The following is a 19,039-nucleotide window of genomic DNA, read 5'->3' on the forward strand; positions in this document are numbered from 1 at the left end:
CGGCCGATGCGAAAGGAGCGCAGGGAGGTATGATGCGCCGTTTTCAATCCATTCAATACCGCTTGTTTGTTCTGTTCCTATTAAGCATGTCGGGCATTGTGCTGGCGGTCAGTCTATTATTTTACAATCGTACTACGGTGCAGTTCCATGATAAGGTCAGCGAGCTGGCGCGTAAAAATGTATCCCAGACGGCAGGACTGTTCGAATTGCTGCTCGGCAGCTATAATAGTCTCTCCAAATCAATCAGCAACAATATGGATTTGGTTCGTCTGTTGACGACGGATAATAGTGATTTACCTGCTGTCAATTACATCAACGAACGTACGATTACGAATATTCTGGGGGCTATCTATTATTCGCGTGAAGATCTGATTGGCATCCATGTCATCACAGACACAGGCAAGGTATATAACTATGGCAATTATATGAATGTCATTGATACTCATTACGAACAGACGGAATGGTATAAGGAAATTCGAAAGTCGGCGGGAAAAATTGCATGGCTGGGCGTGTATCCTCACTCTGTCATTGATCAGGTGGAAACCAGACCCGTGTTTGCGTTTGGACGGCAGCTCTATGATTTGGATGAGCACAAGCCGATTGGTATTGTCCTGTTTGAGGCTGAGCCGGGTTCTGTTTTGTCGGCTCTCCACAATTTGCGGTTAGGTACCAATAGTCAGGTATATCTGCTGGGTCATGAAAATCGAATTGTGTCGGCCACTTCCCCTGATCCGCCACCGGATTTGCGAAATCTAGAGCAGCAGGTGCCAGAGGGGGAAGTTATTGTAAATCGAAGTAATGAGAATGTTGTAATCGCTTCCAAGTTGCCGTTTGCCGACTGGTCTGTGATTAGTGTGACACCTAGTGAGGATCTGAACGTGGAGCTGGTGCAAAATCAAAGGTACCTATTTATCGTGGCACCTATACTTATTATTGTGTCGGCGTTAATTGCGTCCATCGTCTCCAGAAGCATTTCCCTTCCGCTCAAGCGAGTCATTCGGGAGATGAAGCGAGTAGAGACAGGGAATTTCCGCCATACGGTAAACACCAAATCCTATGAAGAAATCAATCAGTTAGCTACTTCCTTTAACCATATGGTAAGACGAATTGCAGAGCTAATCGAACTGGTGCGTATATCATCGGTCAGTGAAAAAAATGCGGAGCTACACGCGCTACAGACGCAGGTCAATCCACATTTTCTGTATAATACGCTGGATATGATCTATTGGATGCTGGACGAAGAGGGACAGGATCAGCTCGGAGAGGTGATTCTCTCCTTATCCCATATGTTCCGTTACAGTAGCTATTGGGAAGAGGGGGCTGATGTAAGCCTTCGTGAAGAAGTGGAGCAGGTTGGCCACTATCTCACCATTATTCAAGCTCGGCTGGAGGGCAGGGTATCTGTAGACATTAGCATTAATGAACGATGGATGGATATCCGCTTGCCAAAAATGACCTTACAGCCCTTGATTGAAAATGCGGTGAAGCACGGACTGGAGCCTCTTCATGCGAATACAGGTGGCAAGCTGCTCGTCAGAGCGGAGGAATATGAGGGTGTATTGAGCCTGCACATCATCGACAACGGTGCAGGGATGGAGTACGAACGATGGGAGGTGGTCCAGGTCGCTTTGGCAGAACCCGGCAAACAGGCGGGCAGCGGGCAGGCGGGAGGCATCGGCCTGCAAAACCTAAATTTACGGCTACGGCACATGTTCGGAGAAGAATACGGCCTACGGATCTCTAGCGCACCTGGGGCCGGAACAACAGCCACTGTAAGTGTGCCTCTGCCACAGAAGGAGGAGAAACATGAATATTCTGATAGCTGACGATGAAAGTATGATACGGCAGGGGATTCGGCGTACCATTGGCCAAGCTCTACCCACCTGCGGCATTCATCTCGCTGCTTCCACCGAGGAAGCAGCAGGCATTCTGGCGGAGCATCCTGTAGATATTGTATTAACTGATATCCTGATGCCTGGCATGGATGGTCTGGAATTCATGCGTATTTCTAAGCGAAAGCATCCTCATCTGCAGTGGGTTGTCATTTCGGCCCATTCCGACTTCCATTATGCACAAAGAGCAGTAAAGCTGGGTGCCAAAGACTACCTGTTAAAGCCGATTGGTAAAAGAAAGCTGCTGGAATGCATTGAAATGTTGGCAGCCGAGGCACTTGTGGCCTCGCAGCAGGCGAACGAGGGTAGGCTTCTCAAATCCAATATGGTTTATTTGCGTGAAGCCGTTTTCCAACGCTATGCCCTTGGACTGGATACAGGTAAGCTGGATATACAGCCTTTTGTCGAAAATTATCCGGAATTCCATCTCTTCATGGTTCGTATGGAACCTGATCACAAGCAGACACATCTGGAGCATTTTATGATTGAAAATGTACTGTCCGAACTCGTTGAGGCAGGGGGCAGCGGCTTTGTCGTTAGTCTAGACCGCCATAGTCTGCTGGGCATTGCAAGGCTAAGGAGTGAGGCAGAGGCCGCACGGCTAGAGACGTTGCTCGAATCCCATTTGAAGCGTTATGTGAAGGTGCCCCTACAAATTACACGTTCGGGTGTTCATCACAATTTTGCTTCCATACCTGAAGAGGTGGCGCGGCTAAGACGTACGCCAGAGGAGATTGCAGCCGCAGCAACGGATACAGGAGAATGTCTCCGCAAAGGCATGCATACGGTAGATGTGGCGTTGCAATACATTCGGGCTCACTTTACAGAGGAGCTGTCACTTGAAAAAGTGGCCTCAATTGTATTTTTAAATCCGGTGTATTTTAGCCAGTTATTTAAGCAAAAGACGGGACAAGGCTATAAGGATTACGTCATTTCCTTGCGTATGGAGGAGGCGAAGCGGTTGCTCAGTGATCCTCATTTGCGGCTGGCTGATATTTCAGAGCGGATCGGCTATCAGGATATGCGGCATTTTACACAGGTATTCCGGCGCAAATGTGGAATGACTCCAACCGAGTATCGACATCAGGGAGTCAAGTAAGGCGATATCAACGACCGAATGAAGGAAGTTTATCCAGCATCAGACTGTTTCAGGAGTAGAGCGGTAGAGCATCTACTCGGGAACAGTCTTTTTTGTGTTTTCAGCTTGTAGCAGTTCAACCAATTTGCGAGCTGCATTGGATAAATAACGATCCTTGCGCCATACGACGGCAGGCCGTGTGAAGGGGAACGGCTCCTTAATGGAGAGTGTGCGAAATCTGTCCCCGTATTCTTGTCCCAAGCCAGCGTCTGGAATGATGGTAATTCCCATGCCTGTGGAAACGAGCGAGAGAATGGTCGATATTTCAGGACAGTCCAATACGACGCGCGGAACAAGATGGTGTTCCTGAAATTTGCGTATGACGGTTTCGTATAGTCCGTGTCCCTCTGTTCGGCGTCCCAGCAAGAGGTCATAGTTGGCAGCTTCTTGTAACGTAATTTCCCCACTGGGATGACGATCTGCCCATTCAGACGGAAGTACGGCAACAAAGGAAACGCCCTCCAACTCAATTGAATGGTACGATTTGTCATCTACCGGAAGCAGCAACAGGGCCAGATCCACTTTATTTTGGTGCAGCAGCTCTTCCAGATGATGTGTGTCTCCGTGTCCTATTTTAATGTATACCTCTGGATAATCCTGATGAAAGCGGCTGAGTTGTTCAGTAATCAGAGACATACAGGCGGATGACGTGCCTATAGCAAGTGTGCCGGTTACTTTGTTTTCAAACTCCCCAATTTCTCTACAGGTGTCCTCCATTTCAGCCAATAATCGTTTGGCGCGTGTATACAGTGTATACCCGGCCTCGGTAACTTCCCACTTCTTTCCTTCACGGTAAATCAGCTTTACGCCAAGCTCGTCCTCCATATTTTTGAGTTGTTGACTCAGTGGAGGCTGGGCCATGTTGAGCGTTCTGGCAGCCTTGGTGATTTGCCCATCCTCCACGATGACACAAAAGTAATGCAGATGCTTCATATCCATTGGGATTCCTCCTTATTTCTAAACAACGCTTCAATTAGGATACTTTTAAAGTATGTATTACATATATTATATATATTTTTCGTGTGCAGGGAACAGGCGTATAATTTTTGACAGTAATGCATGGGTGAACATAAAACGATGGAGTGGAAGGAGGGGACATATGAAAAAAATGATTGTAGGAATATCGGGAGCGACAGGGTCGATCTTTGGTATCCGTATATTGCAACAATTACGAGAGGCTGGAGTTCAAAGCCATCTGGTACTATCCCCGTGGGCTATTGCGAACATTCCCTATGAGACAGGCTATACGGTGAAGGAAGTGGAGGCAATGGCGGATGCAGTCTACTCGTATAAGGATCAGGCTGCGCGTATTTCCAGCGGCTCCTTTCGGGTAGACGGTATGGTCGTCGCTCCTTGCAGCATGAAGACTCTTGCCTCTATTCGTATCGGTATGGCGGACAACCTGCTCACCCGATCAGCGGATGTGATGCTGAAGGAGCGAAAGAAGCTACTGCTCATGACCAGGGAAACACCATTAAGCAGTATCCATCTGGAAAATATGCTGGAGCTGTCACGTATGGGCGTGACGATCCTGCCGCCGATGCCTGCCTTTTATAATCATCCTGCAAGTATCGAGGAATTGGTAGATCATATTGTTTTTCGCGTATTAGATCAGTTCGGTATCGTCACAACCGCAGCCAAACGATGGGATGGAATGAAGCAAACTGACTCCAGACTGCACCAGAATTGAGAAATCGAAAGACGAAGGAGAATGAATGATGGCTTATAAAGACTTTCGCGATTTTCTAAACACCTTGGAAAAGGAGGGACAACTACTCACGATCAGCGACGAGGTAAAGCCGGAGCCAGACCTGGCGGCAGCTAACAAAGCATTAAGCAATCTTGGAGATAAGACACCTGCTCTCTTTTTCAATAATATCTATGGATATACGGATGCTCGTATTGCAATGAATGTGATGGGCTCCTGGCCCAATCATGCCCTTATGATGGGAATGCCAAAAAATACGCCGCTGAAGGAGCAGTTTTTTGAATTCGCCAGACGCTATGAACAATTTCCGGTGCCCGTGAAGCGGGAAGAAACCGCTCCTTTTCATGAAGTCGAGATTACAGAGGATATTAATTTGTTTGATATTTTGCCGTTGTTTCGTTTGAACCAGGGGGACGGAGGATTTTATCTGGACAAAGCGATTTTAGTTTCACGCGATCTGGATGACCCGGACACCTACGGTAAGCAAAATGTCGGCTTGTACCGGATGCAGGTGAAAGGCAAGAACCGTTTGGGCATCCAGCCTGTACCACAGCATGATATTGCGATCCATATCCGTCAGGCTGAGGAACGCGGCGAAAATCTGAAGGTGGCTATTGCCCTCGGATGTGAGCCTGTGATTACAACGGCTGCTTCTACACCGCTGCTGTACGATCAATCCGAATATGAGATGGCTGGGGCCATTCAGGGTGAGCCTTATCGTGTGGTCAAAGCGAAGGACGCAGATCTGGATCTGCCTTGGGGAGCCGAGGTCATTTTGGAGGGCGAAGTGTTGGCAGGTGAACGTGAGTATGAAGGTCCATTCGGTGAATTCACAGGTCACTATTCCGGCGGTCGCGCGATGCCAGTCATCCAGATTAATCGTGTATATCACCGCAAACAGCCTATCTTTGAGCATCTGTACATCGGGATGCCTTGGACGGAAACGGATTATATGATCGGTGTGAATACAAGTGTACCGTTGTTTCAGCAGCTTAAGGATGCTTTTCCTAATGAAATCGTAGCCGTTAATGCTATGTATACGCATGGGCTGGTCGCTATTATTTCCACGAAAACCCGGTATGGCGGCTTTGCGAAGGCTGTGGGAATGCGTGCGTTAACGACTCCGCATGGATTGGGGTATTGCAAGCTGGTGATTGTGGTGGACGAGGGGGTCGATCCGTTCAATCTGCCGCAAGTCATGTGGGCTTTATCCACCAAGCTTCATCCAAAGCATGATGCTGTCATTGTTCCTGGCTTGTCTATTTTACCGCTTGACCCCGGCTCTGATCCGGCAGGTATGACGCACAAAATGATACTGGATGCGACGACACCTGTAGCACCGGATATTAGAGGCCATTACTCGCAGCCGCTCGATTCCCCGCTGGGTGTAGCGGAATGGGAGAAAAAGTTGAGCCAAATGCTTCGCTAAATATTTTTAAAAAACAAAGAAAGATTAAAGGAGTGCTGACAGATGCATATTTGTCCCCGTTGTGAGTCCAATCGTTCAGAAGTTGTTTCCCATTCGCCGGTTAAAGATGCCTGGGAGGTTTTGTTGTGCCCTGTATGCCTGTTCACATGGCGAACCTCAGAACCGGATAGCATTACGGATCCAGCAAAGTATAAATCGGCGTTCAAGGTAAACCCCAAAGATATTCCGAATGCTGCTCATGTTCCTCCTATTCCAGAGCGGTTATAGGGTCGTTCGTAAGTAGCCGTAAATTATGGTACTTTGAAGTTATAGGCCAAAAGTAAAGGGGATTATACTTCATGCAGACACCAAGGATCGGTAAGGAACTGTTCACGCTACTGGACGGCAAGGCATTGGAGAACAAGCAGCATGAAGCCATGATGCTGCTGACGGTCACGGAAGATCAGTGGCCGCACATAGCGATGATTAGTGTGGGCGAAGTTGTAGCGCTGGACGAGGGGAATTTGCGTCTGGCCCTATGGCCGGGTACAACCACGACGGGCAACATGATCCGCACTGGGAAGGCGACGCTTGCGGTGTTTACCGGGGGGAAGGCGCATTATGTGCGGTTGTCACTGGAACATCTGCCTGCTTTGCCCGGAGCCAAGCATGTACGTGAGCGATTTGCGGCTCATGTTTTTGCAGCCAGAGAGGATTCGGCCCAATATGCGGATATTTTGACAGGTGTCACGGTTCGTCTCAAGGAACCGGAATCGGTGATTCATCGCTGGAAGGAAACGGTGGCTGAGCTGTTAATGTAAAGCCATCTGATTATGATAAATAATCTATGTATTTACCAAGTTTACCGTTAAAATAAATGCGAGGGAATAAGCGCTTACAAGAAATCAGGCTGAACTTGTTGGAACAAGAATTAGAGCGCGAGGGGAAGCTTGTTTCTTTTGAAGGAAAAATAGGAGGGATGAATATGTCTCGTTTTGACAAGGTAGATCAGCTATTGCAACAATTTATAGTAAATGGGCCGGCAGGTTGCGGTTGTGCCATTGCCCAGAATGGTGAAGTGTTGTATGAAGGGTATCATGGATATGCTGATCTGGAAGCCGGAAAGCCAATCACTGAGGATACAGTGTATCGCTTGTTTTCCATGACAAAGGTTGTTGTCTGTGCGGCTGCACTTATGCTGTACGAACGTGGGCAATTTTTGTTGAATGAACCCTTGTATGAATATTTTCCCGAATATCGTAATGCGCATGTATTCAAAACCGCTCTTAACGGATACACCTACGTGGATAAGGCAGAGAATCCCATTTTAATTAAGCATATATTCAATATGAGTATGGGTCTTCCTTACGCTTCCGAGTCTTCAGAAACAGGAAAGGCTATGCAGAAGGCCATTGCAGGATTAAAGGAAAAGCAGGGGAAATATGACCTACGCACAGAAATTGAAGCGCTTTCTGAAGTTCCACTTGCGTTTGAGCCCGGAACACGCTGGTTATACGGATATGGACATGATTTTGTTGCAGGCCTTATTGAAGTGATTTCAGGTAAATCAGTAGGACAATTTTTAAAGGATGAAATCTTTGATCCACTTGGAATGAACAATACAGGTTACCGTTATCGTGGAGATATTGAATCGCGGATGGCCTCCATGTATCAACGGAAAGACGCCGGAAAACTTGAAAAAATGGAGGGTTTCCTGGATGAATATCATCAGCCAGATGCTATATATGAAGGCGGAGGCGCAGGTTTATATTCGACAGTCAAAGATTACCTCACATTTGCACAAATGATGTCAAATGGCGGCACGGTAAACGGTGTGAACTTATTGGGGAGAAAAACCATTGATTTAATGCGCACCAATCATCTGAATACAGCTCAACTATCGGATTTCACCAATTCATACCATACAGGTTATGGCTATGGACTTGGTGTGCGCACGTTAATGGATAAAGCGGTTGGGCATGCAAACAGCTCGATTGGAGAATTTGGCTGGACGGGAATGGCAGGCACCTGGGTTTCTATAGATCCGAGCGAACAATTCTCCGTCGTATATATGCATCAGCTCGATCCCAATATGGAAGAGTATCATCATTTGAGAGTTCGCGCGGCAGCTTATAGCTGTTTATAAATGCGGGATTGTGGATCTGTTGTGAAAACTCTTCACTATGGCCCTGAAGATACACAAATTGTAATGTCTAAATCTTTATCAGAAATGATCTAGTTAATAAGGACCAAATTTCCCTTGAAGCCTAAACTATTCTTTTCCATATGACGACATAAAACGTAGGTATAAGGATTTTGCGAAATCCTTAATTTAAGTTTTGAAATGGGAGGGAATTAGATTTTGAAGAATAGATGGTCCGGATTTCTGGCGTTGGTCATCCTGATTTCAAGTTTTACATCATATGCAGGGTTTGCATCTGCAGCAGATGCGGTGCTTTCCAAGATTGTCCTTTCCTCTAACGAGGTAACTTTGCAGCAGGGAGATACGGCTGCGCTGACGGCTACGGCTGTTTTTAGCGATGGGACGACCTCGAATGTAACCGTAAGCACGGATTGGAAAAGTGATAATACAGCTATCGCTACAGTGTATAACGGTACGGTTTCAGCCAAAGCTGAAGGGGAAGCGACCGTGGTAGCGACCTATAAAGAGAAGGTACAATCGGTTCAGGTACATGTTACGAAAAAGGTTAAGGCGCTGACATCCAATGTACAAAGCCTGAACTTACGTTCGAGCGGCACAGGACAGATTGATTTGACAGCGACTTATAGTGATAATACGACAGCTCAGGTTTCAGGTGATGCGACCTGGACCTCGGATAACCAAAAGGTAGCGACTGTAGTCAACGGATTGGTTACTGCTCAGGGAGCAGGTACAGCTAATATTAAGGCTGTTTATGGTCAACAGACTGTAACGATTGCTGTACAGGTAGAGCAGGTTAAACGTCTCGATGTCAGTTCATCAGAGGTTTCTCTTTTGTTGAAGGATACAGAGAAGGTTAAATTGACAGCAACGTTCCCGGATGGATCGGTACAGGACGTGACAGAGTCTGCTGAGTGGAGCTCCAGCAATGCAGCTGTGGCAGATGTACTGAAAGGCACTATTACCGGCTATAGCGCGGGTAAGGCGACGATCACAGGTAAATATGGCACGATGTCCGCTACGATTGCGGTGGATGTAGATCAGACGAATAAGCTGAAAGCCAGCGAAACCAATATTTTTCTCCGTTTGGATGAATCTAAAAAAATTCAGGTATCTGCTGTCTACCCGGATGGAACAGTAACGGATATCACAGATAAAGCTACTTGGGCATCAAGCGATGAAAAAGTTGCAACGGTGAATAAAGGAACGATTATGGCCATTGGAGCGGGTTCAGCTACAGTGACTGCTAAGTATGGAGATAAGACAGTTTCGATCAAGACAGATGTCGAAACCTCTAGATTTCTGGATTTGAGCGAGGACAAGCTGAGCTTGAACGCCAAGGAATCCAAAAAGCTCAAGCTGACTGCAACGTACGTAACAGGTACGGAAGAAGATATCACAAGTAAGGCAGAGTGGAAATCCAGCAATGAAGATATCGCTTTTGTCAGCGCGGGGGAAGTCACAGGTTATAAAACAGGTGAGGCTACGATCACAGCTTCTTATGGCGGCAAAACAGCTACAGCTACAGTATCCGTAAATGTGCCTGGTGATCTGTCTTTGTCTTCCAAAACGGCAACGATTGATATTAATGAGGACTATACTGCAACTCTGACGGCTACTTATGCGGATGGACGCAAGGAAGACGTGACACAGGATGCGGAGTGGGCTTCAAGCGCGGAAGATATTGCTTCTGTATCCAAAGGAACGATTACGGGTAAAGCAGCCGGTAAAGCGGTTATTACAGCGACCTATAACGGCAAAAAACTGACAATAAACGTACAAGTGGGCCTTGTGGACCGTCTGGAAACAGACTCGCGTGTGATTGCGCTTGGTGCTCAGGAAACAAAGCAGCTGAAAGTAACAGGCGTTAAGAGTGGTGGCACAAAAACAGACGTAACCAAGGACGCCACTTGGACTACTAGTAATGTAAAAGTAGTTGAAGTTAGCGAAGGTTTGATTAAAGCGAATGCAAGCGGTAAGGCAACGGTCACTGCTTCATATGGCAAGCAAACCATTACGTTTACGGTAGAAGTGGACGTAGCGCAAAAGATTGAAGCGGATGCCATTGCGTTATCACTAAAATCCGGGGATCAAAAAACGATTGCGATTGTAGTTAAATCCAGTGACGGCAAAGAAAAGGATGTTACAACCCAAGCTGAATGGAAAACGTCCAACTATAAGGTAGCCACCGTCAAAAAGGGTCAGGTTACCGCGGTCAGCTACGGTAAGGCTAACATTCAGGCGAAGTTTGGCGGTAAGGTGATTAGCGTACCTGTTGATGTTGATACGCTTAAATACCTGCAAACGGACGAAGTCGCCTTGACTTTGAAGGCAGGGCAGCTGGCCAAAGTTACGGCTACAGCCACGTATAAGGATGAGTCGGAGAAGGATGTTTCCAAACCTGCTGTCTGGTCCTCGTCCAGAATTATTGTGGCGACCGTCAAAGACGGTAACATTAAGGCACAGGGCAAGGGCAAAGCAGTAATTACTGTGAAATATGCAGGTAAAATGACGAAGATACAGGTAACCGTTCAGTAATCTGTAACCCGACTAAAAAGAAAAAGAGCAAGCATACGTCCAGCGACGATATGCTTGCTCTTTTCTTTATAAGGGCGAATTCTCTTTCCCTAGGACAATGTAGGGGAGAGGTAGTCGCCTTGTTTTATAGAGGAAAAGTAATTGGTTTAAAGCTTAGAAATTACGACTTATTCTTCTTGATTGATGCGTTGCGTGTAAGTGATTCGGTCAAACGCTTGCCAGTCGGCGTCTGAGCCAAGCCGCCTTTGGCGGTCTCGCGGTGCTTCGACGGCATCGCGCTGCCGACTTCAAGCATCACGTCAATGACTTCGTCAGACGGAATAGCGCTGCGCACACCCGCCAAAGCCATGTCCGCTGCGGCAAGCGCAGTCACGGCTCCCAGGCCGTTGCGCACGATGCACGGAATCTCCACGAGTCCGGCGACGGGGTCGCAAATCAGGCCGAGCGTGTTCTTAAGAGCGAGGCCCACGGCGTGAACAGCCTGTTCAGGCGTACCACCGCGTAGCTCGACCATAGCGCCAGCGGCCATCCCGATAGCTGAGCCAATCTCAGCCTGACAGCCTCCCTCCGCGCCAGAAATGAAGGAGTTGTTGGCGATCACGTAGCCAATGGCTCCAGCGGCGAATAGGCCGTTCACCATATGCTCATCATCCCAGCCGAACCGTTCCTGCGCACTGATGAACACACCAGGGATAACCCCACATGAGCCTGCGGTAGGAGTGGCGACAATGCGACCCATGGATGCATTAACCTCCGACACGGAGAGGGCATAAGCCATGGCGAGCGCGGAGGCATCACCGGAGCAGGTCTCCCCTGACCGCAGATACTCGGCCAGGCGCTTGCCGTCGCCGCCCGTCAATCCACTGCGGGATACGGTGTCTTGTGTCTGACCGCGATGAACGGCTTCCTTCATGATTTCATAATAATCAGACATTTGGCGAAAGATTTCTTCCTCCGTTGTATTCGTTTCTTGTACCTGCTCTTGAATCATCAAGCGGCCAATCGTGGTGGATTCTTCAGCGCATAAAGCGCTGATCTCATGCAGATGGCTAAACCGCATCGGATTCAGCTCCTTTTTTCAAATTAATCATCTTAATTTCATACATATGAGGTAAAGAACGCAGTTCCGCAATCAGTTCAGCTGGAGCAGAACTGTCCGTTTCAATGGCGGTGAGTGCTTCACCATCCCGGCCTTTGCGATCTACGTGCATATAGGCAATGTTAATGTGGGCCGCGCCCAGCGCTGAAGTTATTGCGCCCAATGTACCGGGCTTATCCGAGTGGAGAAGCACCAGCGTAGGCAGCTCCCCGGTCAGATTGACCCGGAATTCGTTGAGTTGCTGGACATGGATGCTGCCGCCGCCGATGGAGGAGCCCAGCAGTGTGCGCTGATCCTCGCCCTTCCACAACTCGAAACGGACGGTGTTCGGATGAGGAGCGGGGAGTCCACTGACGGCGAATTCCACGGTCATCCCGGCTTGCTCGGCCCATTGCTCGGCATCTGGAATCCGGTGATCGTCCGTATCGTAATTAAGCAGTCCTGCGATGAGCGCCAGATCCGTACCGTGTCCTTTATACGTATCGGCAAAGGAGCCGTACAGTGTCATACGGGCACGGTCAGGCTGCGCCCCGAGCCAGTGCCGGGCAACGCGTGCGAGTCGCACCGCGCCTGCGGTGTGTGAACTGGAAGGTCCGGTCATGGCCGGGCCGATAATAGAAAATACATCTTTGAAACGCATGGTGTGGCCCCCTGTATGTTCTAATACCATACTATATGGTATTTCCGCGTCTTTGCGCGGTTATGACGGTTCCTAATGCTGACGCACAATGTGAGCACAAAAAAGGACAGGATAAGGAAGTTTCCCTTATCTCTGTCCTCGTTACCTGAGAGTTTCGTGCGGTGTTCTTACCGCCTTACCCCTTGGGTGGCTTGCGCTCTCTCCAGAGTTGCGTCAGATGACGATACATGGACCTGAGAGATTATCCGCCAGCCGGGTGCTGGCGTCTTGCTCCTTCGGTGCCGCCAGAGTGTAAGCCTCCTGGACAGACTCTCCCGTCATCTTCATTCGCGTATACCGTTCTACATGTCTTTCTTAGCGTAATGTATGACGTGCTCGGTGTCAATCACAGGGTTCAATTTTTACATAAACGAGGATTTTGCAAAAATCCAATAAGCGACTTCCAATGAACAATATATAGATCGAAATGGCCTAGTTCGTCTAGATATTGCGCTTTGGAGCGACTGGAATCGAATTTTGCAAAATCCTGAAACAGGTGCATTTCCAATAAAAAAGATTAAAGTTTACATAATTATGGATGAAATCAGGAAGGAATTAGAAGATTGGCGGCTAATCTGATAGAGGACAAGTACATTTATGGAAATCATAGGAGGGATATTGACGTATGGTAAAAGGCTTGCGGTTAACAGGTTCACGCTTAAAAGGGATGCTGCATCTAGCAGCGATCGCATCACTGCTGATCGGGATCTTCGTTCCATTCGGTCAGGTCAAGGCAGAGGGAGCATTGACAGTAGCCGAAGCACTTCAGGGCCAAAGCAGTGGAGGTACGGTGACGGTGGAAGGCTACATCGTCGGACATGCTACCGGATCGAAAACGGCTAACTTTTCTTCTCCGTTCGCGAATGATTTTAACGTACTGATTGCCGACCAGGCAAATGAACGTAATACGTCTAATCTATTGGATGTACAGCTGACTTCAGCGTACAGAGGGCAATATGGGCTATCAGGCCATCCTGAGCTGATCGGCAGCAAAATTCGTGTGACGGGTACACTCGGCGCCTACAATAATTTTGGTGGAGTCAAAAGCCCGAGCGCTGTTGAACTGGTGAGCGGAAGCGAGCCGGGGGAACCAGGTGAACCTGGCGAACCTGAACCTGGCAACCCGGGTCAACCCGGTACTACACTGCCGGATGGAAAAGGCAAAAAGGTGCTGTTCGATAATACGCACGCACAGACCGCTGGTGCAGCAGATTGGGTCATTGAAGGCGCCTTCTCCGACTTTGCCAATGGACTGCGTAATGTAGGCTTTACGGTAGACCAATTGAATCGTCCCATTCCTTTTACTTATGGAGAGCAGGCCATAACATATGACAAGTTGCGCCAATATGATGTGTTCATTATTGGTGAAGCGAATGTTGCCTTTAAGGCATCCGAGCAGGCTGCCCTGCTGCAATACGTGAATAACGGGGGGAGCGTCTTCTTCATCTCCGATCATTATAATGCGGACCGTAACAAAAACCGTTGGGATTCCTCCGAAGTTATGAATGGCTACCGTCGTGGAGCCTATACTAATCCAGCCAAAGGCATGACTGCAGAAGAGGCTGCATCACCGGCGATGCAAGGATTAACAAGCTCCGATTGGCTGGCGACCAACTTTGGCGTTCGTTTCCGTTATAATGCGCTTGGTGACGTGAATGCTACCGACATTGTAGCCGCAGATCAATCTTTCGGCATTACCAAGGGTGTGCGCTCGATTGCGATGCATGCAGGATCTACGCTGGCTATTATTGATCCTACCAAAGCTAAAGGCATTGCTTATATCCCTTCAGGCACGAAAAAATGGGGGAATGCTGTAGATCAGGGAGTTTATAACGGCGGGGGCCGTGCGGAAGGACCTTATGCCGCTATCTCCAAGGTAGGTCAAGGCAAGGCAGCGTTTATCGGTGATTCTTCCCCTGTAGAAGATGCTACACCGAAATATGTGCGTGAGGAAAATGGACAGTCGAAGAAGACATATGATGGTTTCAAGGAAGTGGATGATTCCACCTTCCTGGTACAAACGGTCCAATGGCTTGCATGGAAGCAGGACTACACGAAGTTGTCCGATGTGGCAGGTTTGACTCTGGATCAACCAACGAAGCTTCTGCCATTCGAGGAGCCTGCGGCTTCCACGGAACCGCAGGCTGAGCCTTGGGCTGCTCCGGCAGCAGGCTACAAATGGTATGATCCTAGAACGTTCAAGTCTGGCTCCTATGGAGCGGCTTCGTAATTATCGTCAGGAGCTCAATGTGAGCCGGTGTTAGTTAGTCGTTTGATCCCTGCAGAGGGATCAAACGACTTTTTTTGTGATGAAAATTAACCTGTGGTTGGTTATTTCATTACATTTTGTGCCAGAAAGACCGCGCTACTGCTGGATCATTGATTTTTTAAATGATGTTGATAGCATAATCTTAATTGATATATCCATATACTGGTGATAGGATGTATTCAAATTATTCCGACAAAAACGGTATGTAATGTTCATGAGAGGTTTTAAACATCAAACATGGTGAGAATAAGCGGGACAAGACCATGGAGAATGGAGGAAGCACGCATTGAATACCGAACCCGTGTTGGAAATTAAAGGATTATCCGTATCTTTTCGCATCAAGGATCAATATCACCCCGCAGTCGACCATCTAGATCTGACGGTCAACCCCAATGAAGTGCTGGCTGTAGTTGGAGAATCCGGCTGTGGCAAAAGCGCGCTGGCGCTTTCGATCCCGCAACTGCATGACATGGAACGCACGCGTGTAGAGGGAGAGGTCCTTTTTAAAGGCACGGACCTGAACCGTCTTTCTTCAGGGCAAATGAACAAAATCCGCGGAGCGGGCATTGGCATGATCTTTCAGGACCCGCTGACAGCACTCAACCCGTTGATGAGCATTGGCAAGCAGATTGAGGAAAATCTTGATTATCACACGTCACTATCTACGAAGCAAAAAAGGGAACGTGTGCTGGAGTTGCTGGAAAGTGTAGATATACCGAATCCTGTGCGTGTGTATGAGCAGTATCCGCATGAACTGTCAGGAGGGATGCGGCAGCGTGTGATGATCGCGATTGCCATAGCTTGCCGACCTTCTCTTATTATTGCAGATGAGCCGACGACTGCGCTCGATGTAACGATCCAATCGCAAATTCTCGACTTGCTCAAACAGCTTCAACAGGAGACTGGGAGCGGAATTATACTGATTACGCACGATCTTGGTGTTGTGGCAGAAGTAGCCGACCGCGTGGTGGTCATGTATGCCGGAGAAATCGTGGAGAGCGCTGATGTTTTTGAATTATTCAGGCATCCACAGCATCCGTATACGCGTTCTTTGCTTGCTTCTATGCCGGGATCGCATACCAAGGGGGAATCATTGCATGTCATCAGCGGTATTGTTCCCTCATTACAAGATATCCCCCGCAATAGCTGCCGCTTTGCTCCGCGTATTCCTTGGATTCAGGAGAGAGCGCATGAAGACCATCCCCAACTAAATGAAATTTCCCCTGGACATTGGGTCCGTTGTACATGTTATCAGCATTTTCATTTTGAAGACGAGGCAAAGGGGGAGGCTGCTCATGGCACTACTGGAGTTAAATGATTTGAGGGTCCACTATCCGGTGCGCGGTGGTTTCTTCCAGCGTGTTATCGATCAGGTGAAAGCAGTGGATGGCGTGTCGATCAGCATTGAGGCAGGCCAGACATACGGGCTGGTGGGAGAATCCGGCTGTGGAAAAACGACGACAGGCAGGACGATCATCGGTCTAAATAAGCTGACGAACGGACGGATTCTGTTTAAAGGAAAGGACCTTGCAGCTCTGAGCCGTAACAATCGCCATCCACTGCGTAGAGACATTCAGATGATTTTTCAGGACCCATACTCTTCGCTCAACCCGCGTAAGCGCGTATTGGATGTCATTGCTGAACCGCTGCGAAATTTTGAAAGGCTGAGCAGTGAGGAAGAACGAAGGAAAGTACAGACGTTGCTGGAAAGGGTCGGCTTAAACGCCGATGAAGCCTACAAATATCCGCATGAATTTTCCGGGGGGCAGCGGCAGCGGATCGGGATCGCGCGTGCGCTGACATTAAACCCCAAACTGATCATTGCAGATGAGCCGGTGTCGGCGCTGGACGTTTCCGTGCAGGCACAGGTGCTTAATTTTATGAAGGATGTGCAGCGGGAGTTTAATTTAACGTATTTGTTCATTAGTCATGACTTGGGTATTATCCGCCATATGTGTGACCAAATCGGTATTATGTACCGGGGACGTCTAGTGGAGCAGGGGAGCGAGCAAGACATTTATGAGCGTCCACAGCATCTGTATACCCAGCGCCTCATTGCAACCATTCCCAATATTGATCCTACAAAACGACTGGAAAATGCCAAGAAAAGGCGAATGCTTTTATCCTCCTACAAAACAGAGCTACCCAAACATCTAGACGCGAGTGGAAAACCGTTTGCACTAAAATCAGTAAGTCCATCCCATCAAGTCGCGCTACCATAAGGGGGGTACAGAAATGTGGAAATTTACACTGCGTCGGCTACTGGTTATGATCCCTCAACTTTTTGCACTGAGCGTGCTTATATTTTTCCTGGCTAAGGCTATGCCGGGGGATGCCCTGACAGGACTTATTACTTCGACACCCAATCTGAATCCGGCCGCACTGGAAGAGCAGCGACAAAGACTGGGACTGAATGACCCGGTGTGGATGCAGTATGGGAACTGGCTCGTCCAGCTTGCTCACGGGGATCTGGGCAAATCTTATGTACATAAAATTAGCGTTACCGATCTGATTGGCAGCCGTCTGGGGAACACGTTCTTTCTGGGCGTAGTCATTCTGGTTCTGACGTATCTGATCGCCATCCCGCTCGGCGTACTCAGCGGTCGTTATCAGCATAGTCTGCTGGACAAAACTGTAGTGGGCTATACCTATCTCAGCTTTGCGACACCTCTATTTATACTCGCGTTGCTGCTGCTGTATGTATTCGGCTTCAGGCTCGGCTGGTTTCCAACCAGCGGCAGTGTGGATGTAGGTGTGGAGCCGGGGGCATGGTCATATTACGTGAACAAGTCGTATCATCTCATTTTACCGGCGGTTACAGGCGCATTGCTCAGTACAACGGCTACGATTCAGTATTTGCGCAATGAGGTCATTGACACAAGACTGAAGGATTTTGTGAAAACAGCGCGTTCCAAAGGGGTGCCCGAAGGTAAAATTTATTCCCGACATATTTTCAAAAACTCTCTATTGCCGATTGCTGCCTTTTTGGGCTATGACCTGACGGGAGTCATTGCAGGCAACATTTTTCTTGAATCTATTTTCGGTTATCCGGGGTTGGGCCAATTATTTCTTCAGTCCATCACTCAACGGGACTTTTCAGTCGTGAACGCGCTGGTCATGATTTCTGGCTTCTTGGCACTATTAGGGACCCTTTTATCTGATGTCATCCTGAGCAAGGTCGATCCCCGCATTCGAATTGAATAGCGAACAAGTCTAGAGAAAGGGAGGGATTATGGTGTCTATACAGGTGGAGGAGGTCTTCACGCCGGAAATCATTCATAAATCACCATCCAGTTGGTCTGTACTGCGTCGTGAGCTGGTGCGTGACAAAATGGCCTTGGTTTCCATTGGCTTTGTGATTCTGTTCTTGATCTTTATATATGCCTCTGTCCTGTTTGTAAATCAGGATGTAGTCACGACGGTCGATTTGGGCGCGATTCGTGAAGCTCCAGGCTCAGTGCATTGGCTGGGGACAGATCGAGCGGGCAGAGATATTTTCGGCCAACTGGTCATTGGAGCCCGCAATTCCTTCACTATTGGCTTTACGATTACATTGTTATCCGCCGCTATTGGCTTAACATTAGGTTTACTGGCTGGTTTTTATGGGGGAATGGTCGATAACATCATCATGCGAATCATTGATTTTATCCTGGTGCTTCCATTCTTGATGCTGGTTATCGTATTTGTCAGCATTGTACCCAAAAGCGGCATAGGGTCCTTTATTTTTATCATGACTGCCTTTTTATGGATTGGAAAAGCACGCCTGATCCGGGCCAAAGTGTTGTCGGAGCGCGAACTGGATTATGTGCAGGCTTCCAAAACCCTTGGCACACCCAATTGGAAAATCATCTGGTTTGGCGTGCTGCCCAATCTTAGCTCGGTCGTGATCGTCAATCTGACCCTCAGTCTCGCGGGAAATATCGGGATTGAGACCGGGCTTTCTTATCTCGGCTTTGGCTTACCGGAATCTACGCCAAGCTTGGGTACACTGGTGAGTTATGCCAATGACCCGGATGTTTTGCAGAATAGCTGGTGGATGTGGTTACCTGCCTCACTGCTTATTTTGGTGTTAATGCTGGCGATTAACTTTATTGGCCAGGCGCTCAAACGCGCCACGGATGCCAGACAACGATTGGGTTAACTGAAG

Annotated in this window: 16 protein-coding genes and 1 riboswitch; of the genes, 13 read left to right on the forward strand and 3 right to left on the reverse strand. The window is 48.3% G+C overall.

The window, feature by feature from the left end; translation table 11 throughout:
* Positions 1-29: 29 nt before the first annotated feature.
* The gene (locus tag MKY75_RS01840; protein ID WP_029514653.1) at positions 30-1,826 is read left to right on the forward strand and encodes a cache domain-containing sensor histidine kinase; all 1,797 of its coding nucleotides are present in this window, start codon (positions 30-32) and stop codon (positions 1,824-1,826) included.
* Entirely contained in the window at positions 1,807-2,991 is a 1,185-nt protein-coding gene (locus MKY75_RS01845; RefSeq protein WP_029514654.1) for a response regulator, read from the forward strand. Before MKY75_RS01840 ends, MKY75_RS01845 begins: the two co-directional genes overlap by 20 nt.
* Before the next feature lie 72 nt (positions 2,992-3,063).
* Here MKY75_RS01845 and MKY75_RS01850 read toward each other — a convergent pair whose 3' ends face one another.
* On the reverse strand, positions 3,064-3,969 hold the full coding sequence (locus MKY75_RS01850; protein ID WP_029514655.1) for a LysR family transcriptional regulator: 906 nt from the start codon (positions 3,967-3,969) through the stop codon (positions 3,064-3,066).
* Between the two features lie 160 nt (positions 3,970-4,129).
* Between MKY75_RS01850 and MKY75_RS01855 the strand changes: the two genes are divergently transcribed.
* The 6 genes from MKY75_RS01855 to MKY75_RS01880 all read left to right on the forward strand — a co-directional run bounded on the left by MKY75_RS01855 (position 4,130) and on the right by MKY75_RS01880 (position 10,845).
* A complete protein-coding gene (locus tag MKY75_RS01855) occupies positions 4,130-4,720 on the forward strand; it encodes a flavin prenyltransferase UbiX (RefSeq protein ID WP_340884121.1) in 591 nt (196 codons plus the stop codon).
* 28 nt (positions 4,721-4,748) lie between these two features.
* Positions 4,749-6,167, forward strand: coding sequence for a non-oxidative hydroxyarylic acid decarboxylases subunit C (locus MKY75_RS01860; RefSeq protein ID WP_029514657.1), 1,419 nt, complete (start codon positions 4,749-4,751; stop codon positions 6,165-6,167).
* A gap of 42 nt (positions 6,168-6,209) precedes the next feature.
* The gene (locus MKY75_RS01865; protein ID WP_029514658.1) at positions 6,210-6,434 is read left to right on the forward strand and encodes a non-oxidative hydroxyarylic acid decarboxylases subunit D; all 225 of its coding nucleotides are present in this window, start codon (positions 6,210-6,212) and stop codon (positions 6,432-6,434) included.
* Between the two features lie 71 nt (positions 6,435-6,505).
* The gene (locus tag MKY75_RS01870) at positions 6,506-6,967 is read left to right on the forward strand and encodes a hypothetical protein (RefSeq protein WP_029514659.1); all 462 of its coding nucleotides are present in this window, start codon (positions 6,506-6,508) and stop codon (positions 6,965-6,967) included.
* A gap of 164 nt (positions 6,968-7,131) precedes the next feature.
* On the forward strand, positions 7,132-8,292 hold the full coding sequence (locus MKY75_RS01875) for a serine hydrolase domain-containing protein (protein ID WP_340884123.1): 1,161 nt from the start codon (positions 7,132-7,134) through the stop codon (positions 8,290-8,292).
* Positions 8,293-8,508: 216 nt separating this feature from the next.
* Positions 8,509-10,845, forward strand: a complete 2,337-nt coding sequence (locus tag MKY75_RS01880; protein WP_340884126.1) for an Ig-like domain-containing protein — start codon at positions 8,509-8,511, stop codon at positions 10,843-10,845.
* Positions 10,846-11,005: 160 nt separating this feature from the next.
* Here the strand turns inward: MKY75_RS01880 and sdaAA are convergent, their stop codons facing one another.
* Together sdaAA and sdaAB are read right to left on the reverse strand one after the other, a co-directional pair.
* On the reverse strand, positions 11,006-11,905 hold the full coding sequence (gene sdaAA, locus MKY75_RS01885) for an L-serine ammonia-lyase, iron-sulfur-dependent, subunit alpha (RefSeq protein WP_069010728.1): 900 nt from the start codon (positions 11,903-11,905) through the stop codon (positions 11,006-11,008).
* Positions 11,895-12,584: an L-serine ammonia-lyase, iron-sulfur-dependent subunit beta gene (sdaAB, locus tag MKY75_RS01890; protein WP_069010729.1), complete on the reverse strand. Its 690-nt coding sequence runs from the start codon at positions 12,582-12,584 to the stop codon at positions 11,895-11,897. Before sdaAB ends, sdaAA begins: the two co-directional genes overlap by 11 nt.
* A 211-nt stretch (positions 12,585-12,795) precedes the next feature.
* Positions 12,796-12,911: riboswitch (glycine riboswitch) on the reverse strand.
* Positions 12,912-13,248: 337 nt separating this feature from the next.
* Between sdaAB and MKY75_RS01895 the strand changes: the two genes are divergently transcribed.
* From MKY75_RS01895 to MKY75_RS01915, 5 genes are all read left to right on the forward strand, one after another.
* Positions 13,249-14,853: a DUF6359 domain-containing protein gene (locus MKY75_RS01895; RefSeq protein WP_340884127.1), complete on the forward strand. Its 1,605-nt coding sequence runs from the start codon at positions 13,249-13,251 to the stop codon at positions 14,851-14,853.
* A gap of 325 nt (positions 14,854-15,178) precedes the next feature.
* The gene (locus MKY75_RS01900) at positions 15,179-16,210 is read left to right on the forward strand and encodes an ABC transporter ATP-binding protein (RefSeq protein WP_340884129.1); all 1,032 of its coding nucleotides are present in this window, start codon (positions 15,179-15,181) and stop codon (positions 16,208-16,210) included.
* Positions 16,188-17,114, forward strand: a complete 927-nt coding sequence (locus MKY75_RS01905) for an ABC transporter ATP-binding protein (protein WP_340884131.1) — start codon at positions 16,188-16,190, stop codon at positions 17,112-17,114. Before MKY75_RS01900 ends, MKY75_RS01905 begins: the two co-directional genes overlap by 23 nt.
* A 13-nt stretch (positions 17,115-17,127) precedes the next feature.
* Positions 17,128-18,096 carry an oligopeptide ABC transporter permease gene (gene opp4B, locus MKY75_RS01910; RefSeq protein ID WP_029514667.1) on the forward strand — a complete coding sequence of 323 codons (969 nt, stop codon included), beginning with the start codon at positions 17,128-17,130 and terminating at the stop codon, positions 18,094-18,096.
* A 28-nt stretch (positions 18,097-18,124) separates the two neighbouring features.
* Positions 18,125-19,033 carry an ABC transporter permease gene (locus MKY75_RS01915; RefSeq protein WP_029514668.1) on the forward strand — a complete coding sequence of 303 codons (909 nt, stop codon included), beginning with the start codon at positions 18,125-18,127 and terminating at the stop codon, positions 19,031-19,033.
* Positions 19,034-19,039: the final 6 nt, after the last annotated feature.

This window comes from Paenibacillus sp. FSL L8-0663 (assembly GCF_038008125.1).
In the GTDB taxonomy this organism is placed as follows: Bacteria; Bacillota; Bacilli; order Paenibacillales; family Paenibacillaceae; genus Paenibacillus; species Paenibacillus polymyxa_D.